Raw genomic sequence first — 25064 nt, forward strand, 5'->3', positions numbered from 1 at the left:
AATGAACCTCACAACACTCATCAATCCTCTGCTTCAGTTGGCGCCCTCCCCTTTCCTGGCCGGTCACTCGGAGTCTGTGCCTGATCTGGATCTGCAGCTCGTTGATGGATTAGCGCCCAGTGTGGCGCACGCCGTGGAAGGCATTGCGGGCGATGCGATCAGCCAGTCTCTAGGGGCTGGTGCTGGTCGCGTTCACCAGGCCATAGCCGCTGGACAGAGCATCGACGAGATTGCCCGCCAAGGTGAGCATGCAGTGCAGGAAGCCATCGCTGATATCACCGTGATCGCACAGGAGTGTCTGCAGGACGTTGTCGGGGCAGTTACTTCGTCTTCTCTCCTGGGCGGACCGCTCGGCATGCTGAGTGGTCCGCAGGTGGCGTTGATTGTGGAGGAGCGCAAGATCCAGGCTCATGACCGTCTGATCGAGCTTGGACGTGAGCTGCAGCTGCTCACCGCTGATATTGCGGCTGTCCAGGTACCTGAAGCTCCGCGATCTCCGAGTGACGCGTCGGCAGCTGCTCCAGGGAACACTGGGGTTCCCTCTTCCGCAGAGGCTCCACAGTCGGTTGCCCCTGAAGCTCTAGCTTCTCCTAGCGCTGACTCTGTTGCGGAATTTTCCGGAGAAAGCGCTGAGACCAACAGCGAGGATGTAGCCGGCGCTCCCTCACCGCAAGCGGCAGCCGCTGTTCAAGCCGCCCGCAGCGCGATGGGTACGCCGTATCAGTGGGGAGGGACTGCTCCCGGATCCGGCTTCGATTGCAGCGGCCTGACCCAATGGGCTTATGCACAGGCCGGGGTCGATATTCCACGAACCGCTCAGGAACAGGCTGTGGGTACACCGGTATCTCAGGAACAGCTTCTTCCAGGCGACTTGGTGGTGTGGGACGGCCACGTGGCCATGGTCGCAGAGGACGGTCAGATGATCGAAGCGGGCGATCCAGTACAGCTAAGCCCGATACGCACGGAAAACGTCGGCATGAACTTCCTGGGCTTCTACCGACCCACCGGCTAACTCCTTCAACCTTCCTTAACCGCCGCCCTTTCAATCTTCTTTAAAGCCTTCTCTCACCCCTCCACAGCTATCGATACACAGAAACGACGCACTCATGAGGAACTCTGGTTTAGCCCGCATCGTCAGCCAACCCCAAGCACGGGAATATAACGTCGCTCAATTCCTCGGCGAGGAACCGCCCACCGTCCCTCCCGTTCTCACCTCTGATCTTCGCCACACTCTCAACAAACACACAGAAGCCACATCGAAAAGCCCTAGGCAGACACGCTAGAATCTCCACCTATGGCATCAGAAAAAGGCGCACGCACTTTCGGCAACGGCATCGTCGCCCTGGAAATGGAACTGACCAGCGGCACGTGGTACACGCTCTGGGCTCCCAACTGGATTGTTCGCGGAGAACAGTGGCAAGCATTCCTCGGTGATGACAAGAACGTCTTCATCTTCGAATCCCCCGCCGAGGTCCTTGCCTTTATCGAATCCACCAAGTCTCACGACCTCACCGAGCATCCCAAGTGGGGCGCATTCATGAAGGACAAAGAGATCCGCGTGGTGCCCACCTCCAGCGGCAAGATCAGCTTGGTGGAACTCCCCAACAAGCTGGCGGAACGCCCTGGTTATGATTCCACGCTGGCCGTCACTCGCGGGTTCGACCTCCTGCAGTCTTTCGGCTCCGTGTTGAACATCGCCAGCATCAACACGTGGTTCAAGAGCTACTCCATCCTCCACAACACGCGTCGCGGAGCGGACCACTACGCCACCCAAAATGGCATGGAGGAATGGTCCGGAGTGGGACGCACTGTCGTCGACAAATGGGCGGAGCTCACCGACGACCTCGAAAAGGGCCTCAAGCGCCCTGACGTGGACACGAAGGCCACCGAGGACGCACAAAAGCGCATCGAAGAGGCCGAGGAACAGCGCGCCGAGCGAGTTGCCGCGATGCAAAAGAAGGAAGAAAAGCCGGCTGAGGAAGATACTGACCCGTACGACTCTTCCGTGTGGGGTACCTCGGGCATCGACCCAATCCGCATCAGCCTCAACGGCCAATACGTTTACACGCTGCGCTGCTACGTGGATAAGAAGCCAGTGTTCCTCGGCCACCAGGGCGAGATTTTCACGTTCAGCAATTCTCGCTCGCTGGTGCGCTGGCTCGTGGACGCGCCGAAGCACGACCTAGATAAGCTGGCCACCTGGGGCGACATCGTCACCGCTGCAAACGCCGGTGAACTAGAAGTCCAGGTGCACGAGTCCAACCAGTATTCCTTCAACGGGCTGCGCGAAGACATCGCTGCAGGTCTTGATGCTGTGGACATCGCTCAGCTGTCCCAGGCCTACGAGCTGCTGGCAGACGCAGCGGACTGGGCTGAAGACGATGGCGTAAACAAGACTCTGCTGGCCTACCCTCGCCTGCAGAACTACTTGGCTTACCAGATGGGCTCCCCTAGTGACAACACCCCATCAGCTCCTTTCGATGAGGAAGCCAAGGGTTGGAAGGTCCTGGAGGATGGCCTGATCAAGCGCTTCTCCAAGTTCTGATCCGCTAAGGCAAAGCCGGGGCGCGCCACGTGATGTGGAGTGCCCCAGCTTTGTGCTGCTGTGTTGAGCTGTGTTGAGTCGCTTTGGCGAGCAACCGTGTCGAAAATATGTGTCTCAGTTCGCCCCTCAAGAATCAGCACATAAGCACCCAGGCTCTGACCTGCAACTATAGCGACGTGTCAAAAAGATGTGCTGATTCTGGCACATATTTTTTTACACTGCGCCCGCGAAGAAAGCCTCTAGCAAAGCTTTGCTAGAGGCTTTCCACAGACCAGGTTTCTACTGCTGGTAAGGGTTGTCGCTCTGCGGGGAGTCCGCATCTGGATTCGGGTTCTGCGGCTGCTGACCGTAGCTCTGCGGCCGCTGTGGCTGAGGAGCCTGAGCCGACTGATCCGTTGGACCTTGCTGGCCTGCCTGATCTGGCTGGCCGTAGCCCTGCGATGCCGACTGCGCACCGTACTGATTGCCAAAGTTCTGTGGATTCTGGCCCGGCTGGCCGAAGTTCTGCTGACCTTCTGGCTGGCCGTAACCCTGCTGCCCCTGAGCCGGCGCACCGAATCCTTGCTGGCCATTTCCCGGCTGACCCTGTGGCTGAGCACCGTATGGCTGCTGCCCCTGAGCCGGCGCACCGAATCCCTGCTGACCGTAATGCTGCTGACCTGGTGCCTGAGCACCGAAAGCCTGCTGGTTCATCTGTCCCTGACGGTTCATACCGAAGGTGACTTTAGAGCCTTCCATCAACAGCGCGCGCTGTGACATGAACAGCCACACCGCACCCGCGGTAACCGCAAGATGCAGCAGCAGTGCCAACCAGAAGCCTGCTCCATAACCAAAATCAACGGAGCCGCCCAAGGATTCCAGCTCTTCAATGTCATCCGAAGAACCATTGGAGTTCACCGCAGAAAGCACCAGCAGAAGCAGGCCGAGCACACTCGAACCGATTGCCATCGCACACGCGATGAACTTCTCCTTGTGCAGGTAGAACATCACAGACGCGGCAGCCAACAGGCCAAAGGAAATCAGCGCGATAACCAGCTGAACTGCATCTAGATCAGAAGAGTTCGCGCCAGCGCCGAAGCCGGTTCCGTCCAGCTCGCTGGCACCCCAACCATTCATGTGCCCCTCGATCGTGGAGCCGAAGAAACTCATCGCGAACGTGCGCCACGTCAAGGTGTAGAAGAGCAAAAACAGCAAAGCAGCAACGATCCCTGCGCCAGCCACCAGCTGGTTCATCGGGCGTGCCTTTACGTTGTTCACGAATCCAGCTGCACCGCCCTGTCCGTTGTCGGCTCCGGCTGCAGCTCCGTTAGCCTGCCACTGCCCGGCGTTGTTCTGCACGTCAGCTGGCTGGCTGTAATTAGGGTCAAAGTTCTGACCCTGCGGCTGTCCGCCTGGATTTTGCTCGAAGCCTTGGCCTTCGGGGTTCTGCCCAGCAGATCCATAAGGATTCTGATTAGTCATGAAACGCTTCCTCGTCATCTTTGGTGAGTAAGGCGCGCCTGGCAACGGGTCGCCTCACAGAAGGTCAACCGCCAGTCTAAGGTCTAGGCAGACAAAGCACAGTCAATCGGGGGACTACTGACGAAGCTCGTGGCTCAGGGCCTCCAGCTCGCCGCCGCCAGCCATCTCCTGGGTCAGCTGCTCCAGCGTCACCTCGTCACGCGAGGCATCCAACACCTGCTTGCCCATGTTCAGCAACAGAAAGTGATCGCCCACCAAGTGCGCGTGATGTGGGTTGTGAGTAATCAAGATGACCCCCACTCCCCTTTCCGCGGCCATCCGCACAAAGCGCAGCACCATCCCGGACTGCTTCACGCCCAATGCGGCCGTAGGTTCATCCAAGATAAGTACCTTTGCACCAAAGTGCAGCGCGCGAGCAATCGCCACCACCTGGCGCTGTCCACCGGAGAGCGTGCTGATGGGCACGTCCACTGCTGGAATATCCACGCCCATCTTTTTGAGCTCTTCCGCGGTAATCGCCTTCATCTCGGGCTCCTTCAAGCGCCCCAAGACTCCGGTCTGCTCCTGCCCCAGGAAGAAATTGCGCCACACACTCATCTGGTCCACAACAGCCAGGTCCTGGTACACCGTGGCGATTCCCCGGTTCAGCGCATCCTTCGGGGTGCGGAAGCGGACTTCCTCGCCCTCCACCAGCAGGGTGCCCTCCGTGGGCTCGTGACGCCCCGCCAGGATCTTGATCAAAGTGGATTTGCCCGCGCCATTGTCACCCAACACGCAGGTCACCGTGCCAGGCTGCACCTGCATGTCGATGTCCTGGAGCACGCGGATCTCGCCATAGCTCTTGCCAATGGATTCCAGCTGGATCAGCGCAGTGTTTGCGTCGGAAGAAGAAATCATGAGCGAGCCCCCATCAACCGCGAGAAGGAATTGTTGCTGATCACGGCGAACAGCAACATGACACCGAGAAAGAACTTGAACCAATCGGGGTTCCACCCGGCGTAGACGATGCCCTGGTTGGTCATGCCGAAGATCAATGCGCCGATCGCGGTGCCGATCGCGGTACCTCGGCCGCCGGTCAAGGCACAACCGCCGATCACCGCAGCGATGATGTAGAGGAATTCATTTCCGACGCCCTGCCCGGCCTGGATCGAATCGAATGCGAAGAGATTGTGCATGCCAACAAACCAGGCGGCGAAGGCCACGAACATGAACAGGATGATCTTCACCCGGCGCACGGGAACGCCGACGGCTCGCGCGGCTTCGGCGTCGCCGCCCACCGCGAAGATCCAGTTGCCGAAACGGGTTTTGTACAACAGCCAGCTACCCAAGGCCACGAATAACAGCCACCAGAAAACGGTGACACGAACGTCCACGCCGAAGATGTTCACGGAACTGGCGAACACTGCTTCCGCGGATCCGAAGCCTTCCATGTCCGAGATGCTCGGCGTGGCCACCTGCCCGGTGACCATCTTGGTGACCGCGAGGTTGATGCCCTGCAGCATCAAGAAGGTGGCCAGCGTAATCAGAAAGCTGGGGATGCCCGTGCGCATCACCATGAAGCCGTTGAAGGCACCGATAGCCAATGAGATGAACAGCGAGATGAACACGCCCGCCCAGCTGTTGAGCCACAGGTTGTAGTTGAGCATCGTGGCGGCCAGCGCTGCGGTGGTGACGGCCACGCCGGAGGAGAGATCGAACTCGTCACCGATCATCAGCAGGCCCACGGCGAGCGCGATGATGCCGATCGTGGAGCTGGCGTACAGCACAGTGGCGAATGCATCCAAGCTGCGGAATGCGGGCGCGACCACCAGGAACAGGGTGAAGATGAGAATCGCGCCCAACGCACTGGTTAGTTCCGGGCGGCGGATGATGTTCTTAATGCTGGGCGCCATGGTTAACGCAGTCCCTTCTGCGCGGCCTCAGCGATGGTGTCCACGTTGTTGGAATCCACAAAGCTCGGTCCGGTGAGCACTGCTTGTCCGCCGCCCACGGTGGAACCGTTGCGCTTGGCCAGCCACAGGGCGTCCACAGCCATGTAGCCCTGCAGGTATGGTTGCTGGTCCACGGCGAATTCCACGTCGCCATCGCGGATGGCGGTGACCAGCTCCGCGTTGGTATCGAAGGTGGCGATCTTGGCATCGGAGCCAGCGGCGTCCTTGGCCTTGGCAGCAACCAGGGCCACGGGAGCGACTAGTCCCATCACGTAATCGATGGACTTGTCCTGAGCCAGCTTGGCCTGGATGGTGGACTGCACGCTGGTCAGATCCATGCCGTTGACGTAGATGGTCTCCACCTTGGCACTGTCCGCGCCCTTCTCGATGCCGGAGCAGCGAGATTCCTGGGAGGTGTTGCCTTGCTCGTGGATCACACAGAGCACGTGCTTCGCGCCGTCTTCACCCAGGCGCTCACCCGCGCGCTCACCGGCGATGGATTCATCCTGGCCGAAGAACGCAGATAGTCCGTACTTCTGATAATCGGACATGCCCGCATTCAGTCCCACCACGGGGATGCCGGCATCGCTGGAACGCTTGGCCACCGGACCGATGGCCTCGGCGGTGGGCATGGTCAGAGCAATTCCGTCCACGTTGGAATCAATCGCGTTCTGCACCAGATTGGCCTGCTCAGAGGCCTGCGGGGAGGAGCTGTAGCGCAACTCAATGTTGTTCTTCTTCGCCGCGTCCTCCGCGCCTGCGCGAACGAGATCCCAGAAGGTATCGCCGGGGGCTCCGTGGCTGACCATCGCGACGGTGTAGCGCGGAGTATCCACGCCTCCCCCGCCGGATCCGTCGCCCGCGGTATCGCGTGGGCGGCCTCCGGTGGAAGAGCAGGCGGTCAAAGTAACGAGCGCAAGCAGGATCGTCAGCGCGACGACTGTGCGCAGGATGGCAGCAGGGCTCATGGCCTGCACGGAGTGACGTGAACTAGTTAACACAATGGCCGATTGTGCGCAGGTCAGAGACAGTAGTCAAACCTGCTCGGCCTCTTCTGAATCAATAAAGAGGGATGGAACAGCAACGATGCATACTCCGGGGTTGCCTGCTTCTGAACGGAAGCAACCCTCGGAGCAGACGAGCCGCTACTTGTCGTCTTCGTCCACAATCTCGGCGTCGATGATGCCGTCGCTGTCTTCCGCGGAGCCATCAGCATCCTCGTCATCATCCAAGCTCAGACCCAGCTGTTCCAGCTCTGCCTTGAGGTTTTCCATGGACAGCTCCATCTGCTCCTGCCCACCGAAGCCATCGCCACCGGGTCCCCGATGACTATGACCAGCGTGCGCATGACCGGCGTGATCGTGCCCGCCATCGTGCAGCCCGCCGAGCCCACCGGAGAGGTCCCCCTCGTCCGCGAACCCCTCGGTATTCGCTCCAAAGTGCTCGCCGAGTGCCGCATAAGCGGGGTAAATCACGTTGCGCTCCAAGTCCTCCCGCAGCGGCGCAGAGCAGAACGCGTAGTCCAGAGCGTTGGTGGTCATCTCCAGCAGCTGCCAGTACTCCAGATCGAAGGCCTCGGCCAGCACTTCAAATTCACGAGTCATTGTGGTGCCAGAGACCAGGCGGTTGTCCGTGTTGATGGTGCACACAAAGCCCATCTCGTAGAGCAAGTTGAACGGGTGATCAGCAATCTCATCGGCGATGCCAGTCTGGGTATTGGACGTGGGGCACACTTCCAGCGGAATCCGCTGATCGCGCACGGCAAGAGCAATCGGCCCCAGCTCCACGCCACTCATCGTCGCCTCGAAGTCTTCAAAGATCCGCACGCCGTGGCCGATGCGTCGGGAACCCTGCGCCAGCGCGTCCTTGATGGACTCCGGTCCGGCAGCCTCACCGGCGTGGATGGTGAAGGGCACCAAGTTGGCGCGCAGCAGGTCGAAGGCTTCCTTGTGATTCGACGCCGGGAACCCGTCCTCAGCTCCAGCGATGTCGAAGCCCACCACATATCCCTCACCGGGGGTGCGTTCGCCGAAGTTGTCTACCGTCAGATGCGCGATTTCCGTTGCTCGATCCGCATGGCGCATAGCGCACAGCAGCAGGCGAACGTGAATGCGCTTGCCCTGCTCGGAGACAGCGCGCTCGCCTTCCTTGACGCCCTGAACGGTGGCTTCCACCACTTCTTGCAGGCTCAAGCCATCCTGCAGGTGCTGCTCCGGTGCGTAGCGCAGTTCCGCATAGACCACGTTGTCCGCAGCCAAGTCCTCCACTGCTTCCCGCGTCACTCGAATCAGGGCATCCTTGGTCTGCATGACGGCCGTGGTGTGATCAAAGGTGGTCAGATAGGTAGGGAGATCACCCGAGTTCGCTGCGTCATAGAACCACTGCTCCAGCTCCGCCGGATCTGTGGTGGGCAGCTGGTGGCCAATCTTCTCCGCGAGCTCCACGATGGTCGCGGGGCGCAGACCTCCATCGAGGTGATCGTGGAGTTCTACCTTGGGCAAAGAGGCAAGCACGTGTGATTCGATCATGGCTACGCATTCTACTCGTAAAGCCCCCTGCCGCCTCCCACCCTGTGCGCCAGCACGAGCTAGCGGAAAAGATTAGGTGAGAAAGCGGCAGGGGGGCCTGTAAAAAAAGCGGGGAGTTTAGCGTCGGAAAAGAGAAGACACCAAGCCACCGACCAGCACGCCAACTGCCGCGCCGGTTCCCACCAGACCAGCCTTGCCAGCCTCGGAAGAGCCGGTGCGAACCTCCTGGCGAACGCGGATGATGGCGGCTGGAGGAGCCTCTGGGCGCAGCTCAGCGAGGGACTCAGGGGTGGTCGCAGCCCATGCGGAGCAGTACAGCAGGATGCGCCAGATGAGATACATCGTCACCATGATGCCGATGATCGGACCGAAGGTGGCAGCGGCCGGGCTGCTCAGCGCGTTGGAGAAGAACAGCGTCGCGAACTGCTTGAAGATCTCGAAAATCACCGCGCCGATGACCGCAGCCTTGGCCACGGACTTGCGGTGCGTCTTGGCGCGAGGCAGCGCGCCAATCATCCAGACAAAGACCATCCAGTTGGCAATCACGCCGATGACCAGCGCAACAGCGAACGTGAGGAAGCGGATACCCGGCACGTCCTGCAGACCCACCATCTCGATCAAAGTGCTCGTGAAGCCGGAGTTACCGATGGCGGTGATGGCAAAAGCAACGATCAAGGAGATCAACAGGCCGATCAGTGCCAACAGGTCCTTGAGCTTGCCCATGATGAAGTTGGCTGGGGCACCATCCACCTTCCACATGGCGGACGCACCCATGCGCAACTTACCCACCCAGCCAAGCCCGGTCCACAGCGCCAAGAGCAGACCAATGGAGAACACGGAATTACGTTGGGCGATCGCATCTTCGATGACCGTGTTCAAGGTGTTGCCCAGCTCGCCGCCGGCACTATCGGTCACGCTCTTCGTGACTTCGTCCAACAGCTCTTGGTTGCCGGCCAGCATCATCGCCCCGATGGCGAAAGTCAGCATCAGCAGTGGGAACAGGGACAACACGGAGAAGTACGTGATGGCTGCGGCGTACTGGTTGCCATCCTGATCCGTGTAGCGCTCATGCATGCGCATGATGTGGTCAAACCATGGCCACTTGTCGCGGTACTTATCGATGAAGCCGAGCTCGTCGTCTCGCGAGCGCTCCACTCCGTATTCGTCGAGGTTGTCCGAGTTCACTTGGGTGACCATTGTCCGCCATCCTTGTCGCGCAGGCGCGCTACGGCGGCTTGTTGGCAGATAACCGCTGCGCGCGTGCTGTTCTTAAAACGTCTTGCTGCACACTGTAATGGACAAAACCCCCTTGCTTGGTGGCAAGGGGGTTTTTGATGCGCTGCGGGCGGGTGCGGCGCGGAGATGGTCTAACGCGGAGGGGCGAGGAAACCGACATTCTCGTAAACCTGGGAAATGGTGCGGGCGGCGATCTCGCGTGCGCGGTCGGCGCCTTCGGCCAGCACCTGTTCCAGCTGGGCGCGGTCGTTCATATACTCGTCGAAGGTGGCGCGCAGCGGGGTGGTGAACGCCTCCAGAGCCTCGGCTGTGTCCTTCTTCAGGTCGCCGTATCCGGCGCCGGAGTTTTGGTAACCCTCCACGATATTGTCTACAGACTCGCCTGTCAGAGAAGACTGAATGACCAGTAAGTTAGATACGCCGGGCTTGTTTTCCTTGTCGTAGCAGATCTCGCCATCGTTATCCGTGACAGCGCTGCGGATGCGCTTCGCGGAGACCTTGGGATCATCCAACAAGTTGATCAGGCCCTTGGGGTTGTCCGTGGACTTACTCATCTTCGCCCTGGGGTTCTGCAGGTCGTAGATCTTGGACGCGCCCTGAGGGATGAAGCCTTCCGGCACCACGAAGGTCTTCTTGTAGCGGGAGTTGAAGCGTTCCGCGAGGTTGCGGGTCAGCTCCAGGTGCTGGCGCTGGTCCTCGCCCACCGGCACGAGGTGCGGGCGGTAGAGCAGGATATCCGCGGCCATGAGCATGGGGTAGGCGTACAGCCCAGCGGTGGTGTTATCACTTCCCTGCTTGGCGGACTTGTCCTTGAACTGTGTCATTCGGCGCGCTTCACCGTCGCCGGTGATGCACATGAGGATCCACGCCAGCTGGTTGTGCTCCGGCACGTGCGATTGCACAAAGAGGGTGGATTGTTCTGGGTCGATGCCCAGGGCCAGCAATTGCGCCACGCCCGCGAGGGTGCGCTGACGCAGCTCCTTGGGGTTGTATCCCGGCACGGTGATGGCGTGCTGATCGGGGATGAAGTAGAAGGTGTCATACGTCTTCTGCAGCTCAATGAACTGCTTGACTGCTCCCAGGTAGTTGCCGAGGTGGTAACTATCGCTGGTGGGTTGCAGTCCGGACACCACTCGCTGCTTCTTTTCGCCCACCCCGCTGGTGGGGCCGTTGGTGGACGCGGTCTCGGTGTTTTCAGACGTGGTCATGGGTGTGCAGTTTACTCCGGCTGCTCTGGGCCTTCTGTGTAGGGACGTGGGCTGTCTGCCTCGGTGGCAGCACCTTCGGTGCGGTTAGTCCGTGCGCGCCTGCGTTGTTGGGTGTTACCTACGGTTCGTTTTCTCATTTCTCGACGCCGCACTCCCGCCTTATTCAGCATCCACATGGTGAGTCTGCCTGCGGGGTCGCGGGAGATCTCCCGTTCTTGGTATTCGAAGACCGGCAGCGAGATGGAGTAGTAGATAGCCAGGATGCGCAGGATGAACGCGGAGCTCAGCGTGATGATCACCGCCAAGTTTTCCGGTACGTCTGCCAGGTGCATCGCGCTGTAGGACAGGCCCGCGATCAGCGCGATGCTGGCGTAGAGCTCATCGGAGAACACCAGCGGGACGCGGTCGCAGAGAATATCGCGCATCACGCCACCGGAAACGCCGGTGACTACGGCGGCCATGCAGGCGATAACCAGGCCGTGACCTCCGGACAGCGCTACCTGGGTACCAAGTACCGAAAAGGCAGCCAGGCCTATGGCATCCAGAATCAGGAAGATGGTGCGGAAGTAGGCCATGAGGAAACTGGCGAAGACTGTCACCAATGCCGCACCCACCACGATCAAAAGGAATATCGGCTCCGCCACCCAACGCAGCGGATAGTGTCCCAGCAGCAGATCACGCACGGTGCCCCCTCCCAGCGCGGTGACGCAGGCAATCATGCTCACGCCGAACAAGTCCATGCGTTGCCGTCCTGCGGCCAAAGCTGCGGTCATCGCCTCGGCCGTGATACCGATGACGTACAAGACTGTCAGCACTCCTCCCCCTTTCGCCCTCTGGCTGTTGCTTATGCGTATTCCACGAACACAGGCGAGTGGTCGCTCCACCGCAGGTCATACGCTGCAGCCTTGTCCACCCACGCCTTCTGCGCGCGCTGCATCAGCTGTTCGGTGGCCACTTGGAGGTCGATGCGCCACCCTGCGTTGGTATCAAACGCCTGCCCGCGGTACGTCCACCAGCTGAACACGTCCATGGACTCTGGGTCCAGGCGACGCATGACGTCGAACCACTGCGGTTGGGTGGCAGCACCATCGCGCAGGCGCTGCAGGGCGCGCTCGGCGGCGGCGTAGTCCACCGCTCCGTAGAAATCTCCGGCATCTCCGGCGGGGTTGCCGTTACGGCCGGAATCTTCTGCATCGCCCACCTGGGTCGCTTCGTCCGGCCACACGCCGAGGACGTGGTCGAGGAACGCGCGCTCGTCCGGCAGGTAGCCGGACTTGGTGCGATTGGTCTTCCAGTTCTTCAGGTCCGCCCGGCGATGGCAAATGTTCCAGTCGCCACCGATGACGGTCGGGGTGTCCTGCGCAGCGCGGGCGTGCATGAACGGCGCGAAAGCATCCAGGAAGCGGTACTTTTCGTCTTGCTTTGCCGTGTTCGCGGAACCAGAGGGCAGGTACAGGCTGGCCACCGTGACGTCCCCGACCCTTTCCATGCCCGACGCCACCGTGGCCTCAACGTAGCGACCAGATTCATCAAACTCCCTGGCCTCGGGGATCTCTTCTCCCAGGTCAGCGTGGCCGAATCCCACGGTCACATCTTTGAGCTCCGTGCGAGACAGGATTCCTACGCCCGCTCGCCCCTTGGCCGCTGCAGGTGCTTGGGCGAGATGCCACCCAGCTTCCAGGGCGGGCTCGAGCGCCTGCTGAGTTTGCTTCTCATCAGCGCGAACCTCCTGCATGAGGACGACATCCGCCCCAGACTCCTCCAACCAGAGGAGAAAGCCACGGTTTTCCTCGCTGCGCTGTTTGGCGGCAGCGCGGATTCCGTTGACGTTGACAGTGGCGACGGTAAAGCTACTCATGGCACCACATCCTAGCGAGTGGGCAAGACAATACAGTCCACCAGCTGGGTGGGCGGGGATTAGTTTGTGGTAGCGCGAGTGTGGTGTCGGCGAAGAAAGAAGGCCGGAATCCACAACAACGCACCGCACGCGGCCATGATCGCACCTGCGAGCGCCGGCGCGGAGTACCCATAACCAGCACCGATCACTGCACCACCCACGGCGGCGCCGGCAGCGTTGGCCATATTCAACGCGGAGTGATTGAGCGCGGCGGCCAGAGTCTGTGCCTCGCCCGCCACGTCCATCAGGCGAGTCTGGAGGCTGGGCACCAGCATGGAACCCATCGTGCCAATGAGCCCGAAGTTGAAGATGCCCAGCCACGCGACGTGCGAGGTGAAGTAGAAAGCGCTGAGGACGAAGATCAAAGTGATCAGCACACCGACGATGGTGAACTCCAAGTTCTTATCCGCCAGCATGCCGCCCACATAGGTACCGATGATCATGCCGATGCCGTAGACCATCAATGGAATCCAAATGAGATGGGCACTAAATCCCGCGTTCTCCGTAAGGCTGAACGTGATGTAGGTGTAGACCGCGAACATGCCTCCAAAGCCCACGGTGCCGATACCCAAAGTGAACAGCACCTGCGAGTTGATGAGCGCACCCAGTTCCGTCATGGGATTAGTGGACGGCATCTGAGTCATGTGCGGGACAGCGAACCAGAGGGCCACAAACGTCACCGCGCCGATAATGGCCACAGCGAGGAACGCGGTGTTCCATCCGAATGTGGCGCCCATCCACTGTGCAGCGGGCACGCCGATGACCGTGGCCACCGAAAGACCCAGTCCAGACAGAGCCACGTACTTACCGCGCTTGCCTGTCGGTGCCAAGGACGCAGAGATCAGCGCCACCACGGAGAAGTACGCGCCGTGGGGGAAGCCAGCGATGAAGCGGGAGACCAGCAGCATCTCGTAGGAAGTGGCGAACACGGACAGGCCGTTGCCCACAGTGAATGCGATCATCAGGATCAGCGCCAAACGACGGCGCGGAACCCGGCCCGTCAACGTGGTGATCAGTGGCGCACCCACCACCACACCCAGAGCGTAGGCGGAGATGACGTGACCAGCCTGGTCCTCTGAGATTTGGAAATCCGAAGCTATCAGATTCAGCAGGCCCATGGCCACGAACTCGGTGGTGCCAATTCCGAACCCACCTAGCGCCATAGCGACCATCGTGATGATGACGCGACGATGCGAAATTTCGGTCTGTCGCGGCAACGGATGACGCTTCAGGGGTGCGCGGAGGCTCGGGCGGGTGCGGGGGGTGGAGCTATTTTCAGTCACAGGAATGCATCAAACCTTGATCTTTGAGTGCAGGTCTATTGAGGTGGGCGCCAGTGGCGCAAATGAAAAAATTTCTAAAGTTATTTATGCCTTTGGGGACGGTTATTGCTCCGCGCCCCAGCCGTGCCACAGGCATGTTACTTCACGTAGTCTTGAACACTAGACCGGCTGAAAACCGATGGCGAACGCTACACGATCGCCCACTCGGAGCACAGCCGAAGTAATAGAAGATACCCCACCCACCAAGCAGGGAGACAGAAAGCCTCATGGCAAAGATCATCTACACCCGCACAGACGAAGCGCCACTTCTGGCCACTTACTCGCTGAAGCCAATCGTGGAAGCGTTTGCTTCTACGTCGGGCGTTGATGTGGAAACCCGAGACATTTCTTTAGCTGCCCGCATTATCGCCGCCTTCAACGACGAGCTGCCAGAAGATCAACAGATCTCTGACGCGCTGGCCGAGCTAGGCGAGCTGGCGAAAACTCCCGATGCCAACATCGTGAAGCTGCCGAACATCTCCGCTTCCGTGCCGCAGATGAAGGCGGCCATCAAGGAGTTGCAGGACGCGGGCTACGATCTCCCCGATTTCCCTGACGAGCCTTCCACCGAGGAAGAGAAGGATGCTCGCGAGCGCTACGACAGCGTGAAGGGATCCGCCGTCAACCCCGTGCTGCGCGAGGGCAACTCCGACCGCCGCGCGCCGAAGGCCGTGAAGAACTTCGCCCGCAAGCACCCTCACTCCATGGGTGAATGGTCTGCGGACAATGAGTCCAATGTGGCGACGATGGAAGCGGACGATTTCCGCCACAACGAGCAGTCCGTGATCATGCCTGCGGACGATGATCTGCGGATCCAGCTGGTGGAGGCCAACGGCTCTACCACCGTGCTGCGCGAATCCCTGCCCGTATTGGAAAACGAGATCGTGGATGCCTCCGTGCTGTCCGCGGAAGCCCTCGATTCCTTCCTGCGCGCTCAGGTAGCCCGCGCCAAGGCCGAGGACGTGCTGTTCTCTGTTCACCTTAAGGCCACCATGATGAAGGTTTCTGACCCAATCATCTTTGGTCACGCGGTGCGCGCCTTCTTTTCCGACGTCTTCGCCGAATACGGCGACGAGCTCATGGAAGCTGGCCTGAACGGCGAGAACGGCTTGGCGTCGATCTACGACGGTCTCCGCGATCTGGAAAATGGCGAGGAAATCAAGGCTGCCTTTGACAAGGAACTCAAGGACGGCCCGGCGCTGGCTCAAGTGAATTCCGACAAGGGCATCACGAACCTGCACGTGCCTTCCGATGTGATCGTCGATGCGTCCATGCCAGCGATGATCCGCAGCTCCGGCAAGATGTGGAATGAGAACAACGAGCTGCAGGACACTTTGGCCGTGTTGCCAGATTCTTCCTACGCGGGCATCTACCAGGTGGTCATCGATGACTGCCGCAAGAACGGCGCCTTCGATCCCACCACGATGGGCACGGTCCCCAACGTTGGTCTGATGGCGCAGAAGGCAGAAGAGTACGGCTCTCACGATAAAACCTTCAAGATCCCTGCTGAAGGCAAGGTGCAGGTAGTCAATCAGGCCGGCGAGGTGCTGGTGGAGCACAACGTGCAGCCTGGCGATATCTGGCGCGCATGCCAGGCTAAGGATGTCCCCATCCAAGACTGGGTTAAGCTGGCCGTCAAGCGTGCGAGCGAGAGCGGCATGCCAGCGATCTTCTGGCTGGATCCGAAGCGTGCTCACGATCGCAACATGACCACTCAGGTGGAGAAGTACCTGAAGGATCACGATACCGAGGGACTCGATATCCGCATCCTGCCTCCTGAAGAGGCATGCCAGGTCTCCCTGGACCGCATCCGCAAGGGTGAGGACACCATCTCTGTGACGGGCAACGTGCTCCGTGACTACCTGACAGACCTCTTTCCCATCATGGAGCTGGGAACTTCCGCAAAGATGCTCTCTGTGGTTCCACTGATCGCTGGTGGCGGTCTGTTCGAAACCGGTGCTGGCGGCTCCGCTCCAAAGCACGTGCAGCAGCTGCAGGAAGAAAACCACCTGCGTTGGGATTCCCTGGGCGAGTTCTTGGCTCTTGCAGAGTCTCTGCGCAAGCTGGCTGAGATCGACAACAACCCTCACACCCCAATCCTGGGCGACGCTCTGGACATCGCTACCGAGCGCCTGCTGGACGAGGACAAGTCCCCTTCCCGCGAGGTTGGCGAGATCGATAACCGTGGCTCTCACTTCTACCTGACCCTGTACTGGGCACAGGAGCTTGCCAAGCAGACGAAGGATTCCGAGATGGCGGAGATCTTCAAGCCCGTGGCAGAGCAGCTGGAAGAAAAGGAAGCGGAGATCTCCAAGGAGTTGCTGGATATCCAAGGCTCGCCAGTGGATCTCGGCGGCTACTACTGGGTGGACGAGGACAAGACCAACCAGGTCATGCGCCCATCCAAGGCTTTCAACGAGATCATCGATGGGCTGAACAAGAACAAGTAACTTCTTGCGTAAGGCCCCTCAGAACTGAGGGCCTTAACAATTAAGTGGGGAGGTCGGAAATCGCCGACTTCCCCACTTTTTGCCTCTCAACCGTTAAAACAGACCAAGCAGTCCGCACAACACACCGCATTCCACCTGCAATTTTCCGCCACGGTCTAAGAAAAATAGACAGAGCGGTTTGTTTCGTCCCGCTTCCCCGCTATAGTCGGCAGTCAAGTCTTTAATGAATTCTCATTAAGCATCAAACGCTCAAGCAACAAATACAGTGAACTAGACACCTCACCGATAGCAGAACAGGAAGCACTCACCATGACTAAGTACGACAACTCAGACGTAGCCAACTGGGGATTCGCCACCCGCCAGATCCACGCCGGACAGGAAGTGGATTCCACCGGAGCCCGCAACCTCCCCATCCACTTCTCCACTTCTTTCGTGTTCGATTCCGCTGAGCACGCCAAGCAGCGCTTCGCGCTGGAGGACCTGGGTCCCGTTTACTCCCGCCTGACCAACCCCACGGTGGAAGCAGTGGAAAACCGGGTGACCTCGCTGGAAGGTGGCGTGCATGGCGTCGCGTTTGCTTCCGGTCAGGCTGCGGAAACGGCCGCGATTCTGAACCTCGCTGGCGCAGGCGACCACATCGTGACCTCCCCTCGCCTCTACGGAGGTACCGAGACCCTCTTCCAGGTCACCCTGAAGCGTCTGGGAATCGACGTGACGTTCGTGGAAAACCCTGACGATCCAGAGTCTTGGCAGGCAGCGGTTCAGGACAACACCGTGGCCTTCTACGGCGAGACCTTTGCCAACCCGCAGGCGGACGTGCTCAATATCCCCGTGATCGCAGAGCTGGCCCACAAGAACCAGGTACCGCTGATCGTGGACAACACCTTGGCTACCGCCGCACTGGTTCGCCCGCTGGAACTGGGCGCGGACGTCGTGGTGGCATCCCTGACCAAGTTCTACACGGGCAACGGTTCCGCTCTGGGCGGCATCCTCATCGATGGTGGCAAGTTTGACTGGACCGTAGAGCGCAACGGTAAGCCAGTCTTCCCCGGCTTCGTCACCCCAGATCCTGCCTACCACGGACTGAAGTACGCTGACCTGGCCCCAGCCGCTTTCGGCCTCAAGGCACGCGTGGGTCTGCTCCGCGATACCGGCGCTACGCTGTCCGCCCTCAACGCATGGGTCATCGCGCAGGGTCTGGACACCCTGTCTCTCCGCGTGAACAAGCACAATGAGAACGCCCGCGCGGTTGCCGAGTTCCTGGCTGCCAATGACAAGGTCGGCACCGTGAACTACGCGGGTCTTGAGTCTTCCCCGTGGTACTCCGTCAAGCAGGAACTGGGCTTGGATTACACCGGTTCCGTGCTCGCGTTCGATCTGAAGATCGAGGATGCCAACAGCGATGCCGCCCGCGACCTGGCATGGAAGTTCATCGATGCCCTGAAGCTGCACTCCAACCTCGCCAACGTGGGCGACGTGCGCTCCCTGGTGGTTCACCCCGCCACCACCACGCACTCTCAGTCCGATGAGGCTGGTTTGGCTCGCGGTGGTATCACGAAGGCCACCGTGCGCCTGTCCGTGGGTATCGAGGACATCGATGACATTCTGGCCGATTTGAAGCGCGGCTTCGAGGCCATTTAGTCTAAGGTTCACTGCATGTGTGTGGCGCACATCACGCCACACTTTGTGACCCTTTTCCACGCGCTCCGAAGGAAACCCCATGGTGAACGTTGACCTCCTACCCGCATCAGGGCAGTCCACCACGATTTCCGTGGGCGATGTGGTCACCGAGGCCGGCGTCACCATTCCGGATGTGCAGATCTCCTTCTTCGCCTTCTACGACGCCACCTCTGCCGATCCGAACTACGCCGATTTCTCCGAAGGTCCCGAGCCCGGGCTGGATGTAGACCAGCGGCCCATACTTCTGATCGAGCACGCGCTCACTGGCGATGGAAACCTGGCCGACTGGTGGTTCGAGATGGTCGGTCCGCACAAGCCGTTAGACACTACGCGCTACCTGATCTTGTGCAGCAACGTCCTGGGCGGATGCATGGGATCCACGGGACCCTGTTCGCCACACCCGGACGGCAAAGCGTGGGGTTCGCGCTTCCCCGGTATCTCCATCCGGGACATGGTCACCGCCGAAAAGGCACTGATTGATGCACTCGGCATCTCCCACATTCAAGCCGTGATCGGCGCCTCGATGGGTGGCGCGCGCACGCTCGAATGGACACTGATGTTCCCCGATTACGTGGGGGCCGCGCTCCCCATCGCCGTCAGCGCCCGCGCCTCCGCGTGGCAGATCGGTCTGCAATCCAGCCAGATCCGCTTCATCGAAAACGATCCGCACTGGCACGGCGGTGACTACTACGAAACCGGCCACACCCCTGCGGAAGGCATGGGCCAAGCCCGGAGGATCGCTCACTTGACCTATCGCGGTGAGCTGGAGATTGACGAGCGGTTTGGCGTCGACCCACAAAGAAACGAAAACCCCTACGGCGCGTATCGCCGGGCTGACCAGCGGTTCGCCGTGGAGAGCTACCTGGACCGGCAGGCTGAAAAGTTAAAGGAACGTTTCGACGCAGGCAGCTATGTTGCCCTCACTGATGCCCTCAACCGGCACGATGTGGGGCGTGGGCGCGGCGGAATGAATGCGGCCTTGGCGAAATCGCAAGTGCCGACGATGATCGCTGGTGTGGACACGGACATTCTGTACCCGTGGCACCAGCAGGAGCACCTGTCGCGCAACTTGGGAGACTTCATCGGGCTATCTCAAATCACATCCCCGACCGGCCACGATGGATTCTTGATCGAAGGCCGTCAGATGGGATTGATTCTGCAGAAGTTCCTACTCAAGGCCGAGCACATCTGCCAGGACGTGCGGGAGTAAGCGGCTAGCTTCCCAGGGGATCCACGCTGACGGCGATCCACAGCATCGCGAAACCCAGCAGGGCGGTGAAAAGGGAATCGAACTTCCTGCTCCGCACCGCCAGCACGCCCATGATGCGGGAATCCACCAGCCAGCGGATCACCGCGAGGTACACCAGTGCCCCGCCCAGCACGGACGCTCCGCGGCGCCAGTGCTCCTGCGCGATCCACAGCAGAGCAAACACAACCATCACCGCGAACAAGCCCACCAACACTCGCTGCGCCACGGCAGGGAGCGGCGAAGCGGGGACGGCGCGGTCATGAGGATTGTCCAACAGCCGGGCGCGGGCGTCGCCCACTTGGGCAGGCTTGGACACCTCGTGGCCCTTATCGATCAGAGGCTGGCGCTCGTTCGGCGACTGTACGGGGTGGGACATGCAGAAACCTTGGGCGTAGTTACGCTAGCGGGTTACTTGTTGAGCTTTTCAGCGCGCTCGACCACGTTGCGCACCAGGAATGCGCGGGTCAATGGGCCCACACCGCCGGGGTTGGGGGAAACGAAACCAGCGACGTCCCACACGTCTGGGTGCACATCACCCAACAGTTTGCCGTCCTTGCGGGAGACACCCACGTCCAGCACTGCTGCGCCGGGCTTGATCATGTCCGTGGTGAGCATGTGTGGCACGCCAGCAGCGGCCACGATGACATCCGCGTTCTTCGTCTCTGCAGCCAGATCCTTGGTACCGGTATGGCACAGGGTGACGGTGGAATTTTCTGACCGGCGGGTCAGCATCAAGCCAATGGGGCGACCCACGGTCACTCCGCGGCCAATCACCACTACCTTGGCTCCGTTGAGCTCCACGTCGAAGCGGCGGAGCAGGGAGATTGCGCCGTTCGGGGTGCACGGCAGCGGCGCTGGCTCGTTGAGCACGAGCTTGCCAAGGTTCACCGGGTGCAGGCCATCGGCATCCTTGGCGGGATCGATGCGCTCCAGCACGGCGTTCTCATCGAGGTGCTTCGGCAAAGGCAGCTGCACGATGTAGCCGGTGCAGGCTGGATCCTCGTTGAGCTCGTCAATCGTGGCGTTCAGCTCTTCTTGGGAAACATCCGCCGGTAGATCCTTGCGGATGGAGTTGATGCCCACCTGTTCGCAATCGCGGTGCTTCATGCGGACATAGGACTGGCTGGCTGGATCCTCACCGACCAACACGGTGGCCAGTCCCGGGGTAACACCCTTGTCACGAAGCGCATCCACGCGGGTCTTGAGATCCGCAAAGATCTCATCGCGGTACATATTTCCATCCAGTTTGGTAGCAGCCATGCGCCCCATTATTCCACGCTCATTCTCCGCCGGGGAATCCGAACTGGCGCCACGCCTCATACGTGGCTACAGCAGCCGCATTAGACAGATTCATGCTGCGCCGCCCGGGAAGCATGGGGATGCGCACCTGCTGGGTGATGCGTGGATGGGTCAGCACCTCCTCTGCCAAACCAGTGGGCTCCGGACCAAACAGCAGCACGTCCCCCGGCTGGTACTCAATATCCGTATGCCACACGTCCGCGTGGGCGGAAAACGCAAAGATGCGGGATTTAGGAAGTGCCATGAAGGCCTCGTGAAAATTCGCGTGCTGGGTGACATCCGCCAGATCGTGGTAATCCAAGCCCGCGCGCTTGACGTTCTTTTCGTCGAAATTGAAACCCAACGGACCCGCAAGATGCAACGATGCGCCAGCACCGGCGCACATGCGGATCGCGTTGCCCGTATTCGGAGGGATGACCGGGCGGTCAAAAATGACGTTGATCAGCCCGGCGCGTGGTGGCGTCACCTCATCTGAGCTGCGCGTTGTTGGGTCTTGAACCACGAGAAACCATCTACCTGTAGAAACGAATATATGACTAAGAGCATTGATGTAACCCTCTTTGGCGCCACTGGTTTTGTGGGTCGCCTCACTGCAGAGTACCTGGCCAACCATGCTCCCCAGGGCGCGACCATCGCCTTGGCCGGGCGTAACCAATCCAAGCTGGAGAAGGTACGCAGCGAGATCGCTCAGGACTCCGGCGTGGAGACCGTACGCGAGTGGCCAATCATTGTCGCCGATTCTTTTGATGCCCCCTCCCTGCACAACCTGGCCGAGCAGTCCACCGCCATCATCTCCACCGTGGGTCCTTACACCCGCTACGGCGAGGAGCTGGTGCGCGCATGTGCTGAAGCCGGCACCCACTACGTGGACCTGTGCGGTGAGGTGCTGTTCATGCACCGCACGATCTCCAAGTTCCACTCCACCGCCGAGAAGTCCGGTGCCCGGATCGTGCACGCCTGTGGCTTCGATTCCGTTCCCAGCGATATCGGCATGCTGATGCTGCATGAGGCCGCCAAGGAATCCGGCGAACCTCTCACCGAGGCCACCATGCTGGTCAAGATGAAGGGTGGCCTGTCCGGAGGAACTATCGATTCCATGCGCGTGCAGACTGCAGAAGCCAAGAAGGATCCCGAAGGCGCCCGCGCCATCGGTGACCCCTACGGCATCAGCGCAGACCGCGCCGCTGACCCCGCCCAGGACGATTCTGAGCTGGGATCCCAGCCAGACATCGGCATCATCAACACCGCAGAGCACGGTGGCCCACAGGGATGGGCAGGGCCGTTCTTGATGGCTGGAAGCAATACGCGAGTTGTGCGTCGTTCCAATTCCCTCCTGGACCACGCCTACGGCCCACGCCTGCGCTACGGCGAGTACCTCCCCACCGGCACCGGCATCAAGGGCCGGTTGCGCGCATTCACCATGGCCGGCGCGCTGGGGCTAGGATTCACCCTGCTCAACGTGGACAAACTGCGCCCACTGCTGTCCCGCTGGGTGCCAGAACCAGGCGAAGGCCCATCCAAGGAAGAGCGCGAAAATGGCTTCTTCAAGACCACGCACTACGGCACCACCGAGTCTGGCAAGCGCTACATCTCGACGGTATCTGCGCAGGGCGACCCCGGTTACAAGGCCACTACCGTCATGCTCAGCGAAGCTGCACTGGCATTGGCACTGGATCAGGACAAGCTGCCGGAACGTGCAGGAGGAATCCTCACCCCAGCCACCGCATTGGGAACCGCTTATGCCGATCGTCTGCGCGCCGCAGGCCTGACGATCACCGCAGAACGGGCCTAACGGGCGTAACCACTACGCACAAACCCTGCGTTTACTGCGCATTAATGCAGATCATTCCCTATCCTTGTTCCTCATGGGAATCTTTGTGAATGCGTACTCCACCGTCCGGGATGACGTTGCCTGGACGGGCTCGGGTGCCGGTCCGACGTACGTTCGCTCGCTGGTGGAGCCGGAGGAGGTTGGCCCTTTCGTCGCAGAATTGGCTGCTGGCAGCGAGGCGCTGGACCTGCAGGAGCACCTCAACGGCTTCGCCGGATACGCCCGCGACCAGGGAATCGAGCGCGCCGGGGAGTACAACCCCACCATTCACTCCGTGTTTCAACACATCTTCCAGGTGCGCCGGCACTATGTCTTCGAGCGCCCAGAAGATTTCTCCTTGACAGAATTTTCCGCGTGGGCCAAGGAAGCCAATGCGATCTTCCTTCTGCCAGACGGCACCGTCCGCAATGCCGATGGCGCAGACCTGCTGGACCCGCAGAATTCCTCCGGTCAGGAGATTCTTTCCGCTCCCCACACCGAGCTAGCCACGGCCCGCAGGGATCGGATTCGCGGCAGGCTGTGGGAGGAAGGCATCCGCATCAGCCCGTTCTTGCCACCGGTCATTGGTGAGACGGAGGTTGTGGTGCGCCGCCCGTCCGAGATTCTGGAGCGTGCGCAGACTTTGGTGACGCTGGCGCGCATCGCGGTGGACGTGGTGGCCGGGCAGTCCGTGGACGTGGACAGCCAGCTGGGCCGCATCGGTGTTCGTGATGATCGCGTTGGTGCGGATCGCAGCGGTGGTTCTTCGGTGACGGGAAGCGAGCGTAGTTTTCTCGACGCCGTGCGCCGGTTCAATACCATCGGTTCTGTCGATTCCCCGGTGTATCCCACCGAACTGACCGAGCAAGCGTTCCAGGTCCAGTGGGGTTTTGTGGCCTCAGAGATGCTGGGATGGGCCATTGGAGTGACGCAGACGGATCCGTTTGAGCTCAACGCCCCGGATCCAGAGAAGCTGGCCACGCAGTTGTTGGATTCCGGTGCCGCGTCCCACGTGCCCCCGCAGCCGCTGTCCTTAATCTGCGATGCGCTGGAGTACACGTTTTCTCTGCGCTGGTTTGCGGTGGATCAGGCGCTCAAGGCTGCTCAAGATGAGGCCGGTGCTGGTTCTGCCGGAGCTGGGGCTCCGTTCCAGCTGGAGCCTGCCCAGGAATCGATCCTGCTGGAGCGCCACCGCGCGCTGGCATGGCTGGTCAACCCCACCACAGACTACGAAGACGTGGATCTGTCTACATAGTCAAGCCGCGATGGCGTTCGAAGAACGCTAGGACCTCGTTAGTTGCCGTGATGGTGTCATTCGTGCGGTTGGATTCTCCGCCTTCGCCACGCCTGACTTCTCCGACACCTGAGGATCCCTTCATCTCGCCCGGCCAGGTGTGCGCCGCATCGGCGATGGAGATGTGCATGACCTCGGAGTTATTCGCGCAGCTGGGCCATTCCACTCGGTTGACCTTGCTGGTCACGGTCACCACGCGCGGAGCGCCGAAGCAGCCGGAGCGTCCGGCGTACAGGCTGGCTACTCGCATCGGGGCCAGGTAAGGGCTGCCGTGCCGGGTACCTCCGCGGTATTCAATGGTCTCGTCTTCGCGCCCGTGAATCTCCAAGAACGGCGTGGTGGGAGCTTTGACAAAGCGCACGCTGTCTGGCTTCGCTGGATCAGATTGCCGTGTGGCACAACCCTTCCATGTCCCTGGGTAGTAGGCACCAGCCACGCTGGCGATGGCTGAGAACTGGTGCGGCATGTCGCACGCCAGCTTCAGCCCCAGCCCACCGCCGTTGGACATGCCCGCCGCGTAGATGCGGGTGGCGTCCACGGAGTACGTTGCGCTCAAGCGGTCCAGCAGATCGCGGACGAACTGCTGATCCTGCCCATTGGAGGTCTTGGAATAGGGCGCGCCTTCCCACGCTTTGCCTTTGCCTTCGGGGTAGACCACGATGGCTCCGTCGCCCCCGTCTTTGCCCCATGCGGCGCCGAGGCCGGAGTATTCGGCCATGCTGGTGGGCGTTTCCTCGTATCCGTGGAATGCCATGACCAGCGGAGTGGGCTCCCCGTCCGCTGCTGCTTTCGGCACTTGGACGTAGGCAGCGCGACGTTCGCCTCCCGTGGTCACCCAAATGCGCGCGGAGTGGCCCGGAGCAGGGGCATCGAGGATGGTGCCCTGGCCGTGCGAGGTTCGCGCCACGGGAGCGATATCGGGCTTTTCGCCCTCCGGCATGCGCGGGACGGCCTCGTTGGACTTGGTATTGCTCTCTGGCTCTGCCGCCACCAGTTGCTTTTCCAGATCGGCTGTTGACCAGCCGGTTGTCCGTTGTGCAGTCACTCCTATGGAGATCGCTACCACCACGAGCAGCGCAGCAAGGCACGCCGCGGCGATGCGGCGGCGCTTGTATTGCTGCGGGGTGGGTCGGTGAGTCACATCGTTGATTTTG

General features: G+C 60.7%; 21 protein-coding genes. 7 read left to right on the forward strand and 14 right to left on the reverse strand.

Annotation, left to right across the window (positions count from 1 at the left end; genetic code table 11):
• Position 1 precedes the first annotated feature (1 nt).
• Positions 2-1012: a C40 family peptidase gene (locus CS919_RS02260; RefSeq protein WP_099297849.1), complete on the forward strand. Its 1011-nt coding sequence runs from the start codon at positions 2-4 to the stop codon at positions 1010-1012.
• A gap of 282 nt (positions 1013-1294) precedes the next feature.
• Positions 1295-2545, forward strand: a complete 1251-nt coding sequence (locus CS919_RS02265; RefSeq protein WP_099297851.1) for a SatS C-terminal domain-containing protein — start codon at positions 1295-1297, stop codon at positions 2543-2545.
• Between the two features lie 279 nt (positions 2546-2824).
• Here the strand turns inward: CS919_RS02265 and CS919_RS02270 are convergent, their stop codons facing one another.
• The 10 genes from CS919_RS02270 to CS919_RS02315 all read right to left on the reverse strand — a co-directional run bounded on the left by CS919_RS02270 (position 2825) and on the right by CS919_RS02315 (position 14089).
• On the reverse strand, positions 2825-4006 hold the full coding sequence (locus CS919_RS02270) for a hypothetical protein (protein ID WP_099297853.1): 1182 nt from the start codon (positions 4004-4006) through the stop codon (positions 2825-2827).
• Between the two features lie 114 nt (positions 4007-4120).
• Entirely contained in the window at positions 4121-4903 is a 783-nt protein-coding gene (locus tag CS919_RS02275) for an ATP-binding cassette domain-containing protein (protein ID WP_099297855.1), read from the reverse strand.
• Positions 4900-5898 (reverse strand): ABC transporter permease, encoded by a 999-nt coding sequence (locus tag CS919_RS02280; RefSeq protein ID WP_099297857.1) that lies wholly within the window; start codon positions 5896-5898, stop codon positions 4900-4902. The genes CS919_RS02275 and CS919_RS02280 overlap by 4 nt, the downstream gene beginning before the upstream one ends.
• A 2-nt stretch (positions 5899-5900) precedes the next feature.
• Complete coding sequence (locus CS919_RS02285; RefSeq protein WP_099297859.1) at positions 5901-6905, reverse strand: substrate-binding domain-containing protein; 1005 nt, start codon at positions 6903-6905, stop codon at positions 5901-5903.
• A gap of 177 nt (positions 6906-7082) precedes the next feature.
• On the reverse strand, positions 7083-8465 hold the full coding sequence (locus tag CS919_RS02290) for an adenosine deaminase (protein ID WP_099297861.1): 1383 nt from the start codon (positions 8463-8465) through the stop codon (positions 7083-7085).
• Positions 8466-8582: 117 nt separating this feature from the next.
• Positions 8583-9662, reverse strand: coding sequence for a YhjD/YihY/BrkB family envelope integrity protein (locus CS919_RS02295; RefSeq protein WP_099297863.1), 1080 nt, complete (start codon positions 9660-9662; stop codon positions 8583-8585).
• A gap of 170 nt (positions 9663-9832) precedes the next feature.
• Positions 9833-10909, reverse strand: coding sequence for a tryptophan--tRNA ligase (gene trpS, locus CS919_RS02300; protein ID WP_099297865.1), 1077 nt, complete (start codon positions 10907-10909; stop codon positions 9833-9835).
• Positions 10910-10920: 11 nt separating this feature from the next.
• Positions 10921-11682, reverse strand: coding sequence for a trimeric intracellular cation channel family protein (locus CS919_RS02305; RefSeq protein ID WP_370737743.1), 762 nt, complete (start codon positions 11680-11682; stop codon positions 10921-10923).
• A gap of 71 nt (positions 11683-11753) precedes the next feature.
• Positions 11754-12767 (reverse strand): exodeoxyribonuclease III, encoded by a 1014-nt coding sequence (locus CS919_RS02310; RefSeq protein WP_099297869.1) that lies wholly within the window; start codon positions 12765-12767, stop codon positions 11754-11756.
• Between the two features lie 59 nt (positions 12768-12826).
• Complete coding sequence (locus tag CS919_RS02315) at positions 12827-14089, reverse strand: MFS transporter (protein WP_370737741.1); 1263 nt, start codon at positions 14087-14089, stop codon at positions 12827-12829.
• Positions 14090-14355: 266 nt separating this feature from the next.
• Between CS919_RS02315 and CS919_RS02320 the strand changes: the two genes are divergently transcribed.
• The 3 genes from CS919_RS02320 to metX all read left to right on the forward strand — a co-directional run bounded on the left by CS919_RS02320 (position 14356) and on the right by metX (position 19468).
• Entirely contained in the window at positions 14356-16578 is a 2223-nt protein-coding gene (locus CS919_RS02320; protein ID WP_099297871.1) for an NADP-dependent isocitrate dehydrogenase, read from the forward strand.
• 309 nt (positions 16579-16887) lie between these two features.
• Entirely contained in the window at positions 16888-18219 is a 1332-nt protein-coding gene (locus CS919_RS02325; protein ID WP_099297873.1) for an O-acetylhomoserine/O-acetylserine sulfhydrylase, read from the forward strand.
• 82 nt (positions 18220-18301) lie between these two features.
• Positions 18302-19468 carry a homoserine O-acetyltransferase MetX gene (gene metX, locus CS919_RS02330; RefSeq protein ID WP_099298033.1) on the forward strand — a complete coding sequence of 389 codons (1167 nt, stop codon included), beginning with the start codon at positions 18302-18304 and terminating at the stop codon, positions 19466-19468.
• A 4-nt stretch (positions 19469-19472) separates the two neighbouring features.
• Here the strand turns inward: metX and CS919_RS02335 are convergent, their stop codons facing one another.
• The 3 genes from CS919_RS02335 to CS919_RS02345 are packed head-to-tail and all read right to left on the reverse strand — an operon-like array spanning position 19473 to position 21272.
• Positions 19473-19883, reverse strand: a complete 411-nt coding sequence (locus CS919_RS02335) for a DUF3017 domain-containing protein (protein ID WP_099297875.1) — start codon at positions 19881-19883, stop codon at positions 19473-19475.
• A 32-nt stretch (positions 19884-19915) separates the two neighbouring features.
• The gene (locus CS919_RS02340; RefSeq protein WP_099297877.1) at positions 19916-20767 is read right to left on the reverse strand and encodes a bifunctional methylenetetrahydrofolate dehydrogenase/methenyltetrahydrofolate cyclohydrolase; all 852 of its coding nucleotides are present in this window, start codon (positions 20765-20767) and stop codon (positions 19916-19918) included.
• A gap of 19 nt (positions 20768-20786) precedes the next feature.
• Positions 20787-21272: a tRNA (cytidine(34)-2'-O)-methyltransferase gene (locus tag CS919_RS02345; protein WP_234990782.1), complete on the reverse strand. Its 486-nt coding sequence runs from the start codon at positions 21270-21272 to the stop codon at positions 20787-20789.
• A 66-nt stretch (positions 21273-21338) separates the two neighbouring features.
• Between CS919_RS02345 and CS919_RS02350 the strand changes: the two genes are divergently transcribed.
• Both CS919_RS02350 and CS919_RS02355 read left to right on the forward strand, forming a co-directional pair.
• Complete coding sequence (locus CS919_RS02350) at positions 21339-22598, forward strand: saccharopine dehydrogenase family protein (RefSeq protein WP_099297879.1); 1260 nt, start codon at positions 21339-21341, stop codon at positions 22596-22598.
• 73 nt (positions 22599-22671) lie between these two features.
• Positions 22672-23871, forward strand: a complete 1200-nt coding sequence (locus CS919_RS02355; protein ID WP_099297881.1) for a DUF4272 domain-containing protein — start codon at positions 22672-22674, stop codon at positions 23869-23871.
• On the opposite strand, the gene CS919_RS02360 is transcribed toward CS919_RS02355, so the two are convergent.
• The gene (locus tag CS919_RS02360) at positions 23864-25051 is read right to left on the reverse strand and encodes a CE1 family esterase (protein WP_159460945.1); all 1188 of its coding nucleotides are present in this window, start codon (positions 25049-25051) and stop codon (positions 23864-23866) included. The two genes, CS919_RS02355 and CS919_RS02360, sit on opposite strands and share 8 nt — an antisense overlap.
• Positions 25052-25064 lie beyond the last annotated feature (13 nt).

It is taken from the genome of Corynebacterium dentalis, from assembly GCF_900232865.1.
Lineage (GTDB): Bacteria > Actinomycetota > Actinomycetes > Mycobacteriales > Mycobacteriaceae > Corynebacterium > Corynebacterium dentalis.

Bases quoted from the DNA above. Each gene is read 5' to 3' on its own strand.
- trpS (WP_099297865.1), bottom strand. From the start codon at position 10,909: ATGACCACGTCTGAAAACACCGAGACCGCGTCCACCAACGGCCCCACC.
- CS919_RS02320 (WP_099297871.1), top strand. From the start codon at position 14,356: ATGGCAAAGATCATCTACACCCGCACAGACGAAGCGCCACTTCTGGCC.
- CS919_RS02260 (WP_099297849.1), top strand. From the start codon at position 2: ATGAACCTCACAACACTCATCAATCCTCTGCTTCAGTTGGCGCCCTCC.
- CS919_RS02285 (WP_099297859.1), bottom strand. From the start codon at position 6,905: ATGAGCCCTGCTGCCATCCTGCGCACAGTCGTCGCGCTGACGATCCTG.
- CS919_RS02340 (WP_099297877.1), bottom strand. From the start codon at position 20,767: ATGGCTGCTACCAAACTGGATGGAAATATGTACCGCGATGAGATCTTT.
- CS919_RS02305 (WP_370737743.1), bottom strand. From the start codon at position 11,682: ATGACCGCAGCTTTGGCCGCAGGACGGCAACGCATGGACTTGTTCGGC.
- CS919_RS02325 (WP_099297873.1), top strand. From the start codon at position 16,888: ATGACTAAGTACGACAACTCAGACGTAGCCAACTGGGGATTCGCCACC.
- CS919_RS02335 (WP_099297875.1), bottom strand. From the start codon at position 19,883: ATGTCCCACCCCGTACAGTCGCCGAACGAGCGCCAGCCTCTGATCGAT.
- CS919_RS02350 (WP_099297879.1), top strand. From the start codon at position 21,339: ATGACTAAGAGCATTGATGTAACCCTCTTTGGCGCCACTGGTTTTGTG.
- CS919_RS02280 (WP_099297857.1), bottom strand. From the start codon at position 5,898: ATGGCGCCCAGCATTAAGAACATCATCCGCCGCCCGGAACTAACCAGT.
- CS919_RS02270 (WP_099297853.1), bottom strand. From the start codon at position 4,006: ATGACTAATCAGAATCCTTATGGATCTGCTGGGCAGAACCCCGAAGGC.
- CS919_RS02295 (WP_099297863.1), bottom strand. From the start codon at position 9,662: ATGGTCACCCAAGTGAACTCGGACAACCTCGACGAATACGGAGTGGAG.
- CS919_RS02310 (WP_099297869.1), bottom strand. From the start codon at position 12,767: ATGAGTAGCTTTACCGTCGCCACTGTCAACGTCAACGGAATCCGCGCT.
- CS919_RS02265 (WP_099297851.1), top strand. From the start codon at position 1,295: ATGGCATCAGAAAAAGGCGCACGCACTTTCGGCAACGGCATCGTCGCC.
- CS919_RS02355 (WP_099297881.1), top strand. From the start codon at position 22,672: ATGGGAATCTTTGTGAATGCGTACTCCACCGTCCGGGATGACGTTGCC.
- CS919_RS02290 (WP_099297861.1), bottom strand. From the start codon at position 8,465: ATGATCGAATCACACGTGCTTGCCTCTTTGCCCAAGGTAGAACTCCAC.
- CS919_RS02275 (WP_099297855.1), bottom strand. From the start codon at position 4,903: ATGATTTCTTCTTCCGACGCAAACACTGCGCTGATCCAGCTGGAATCC.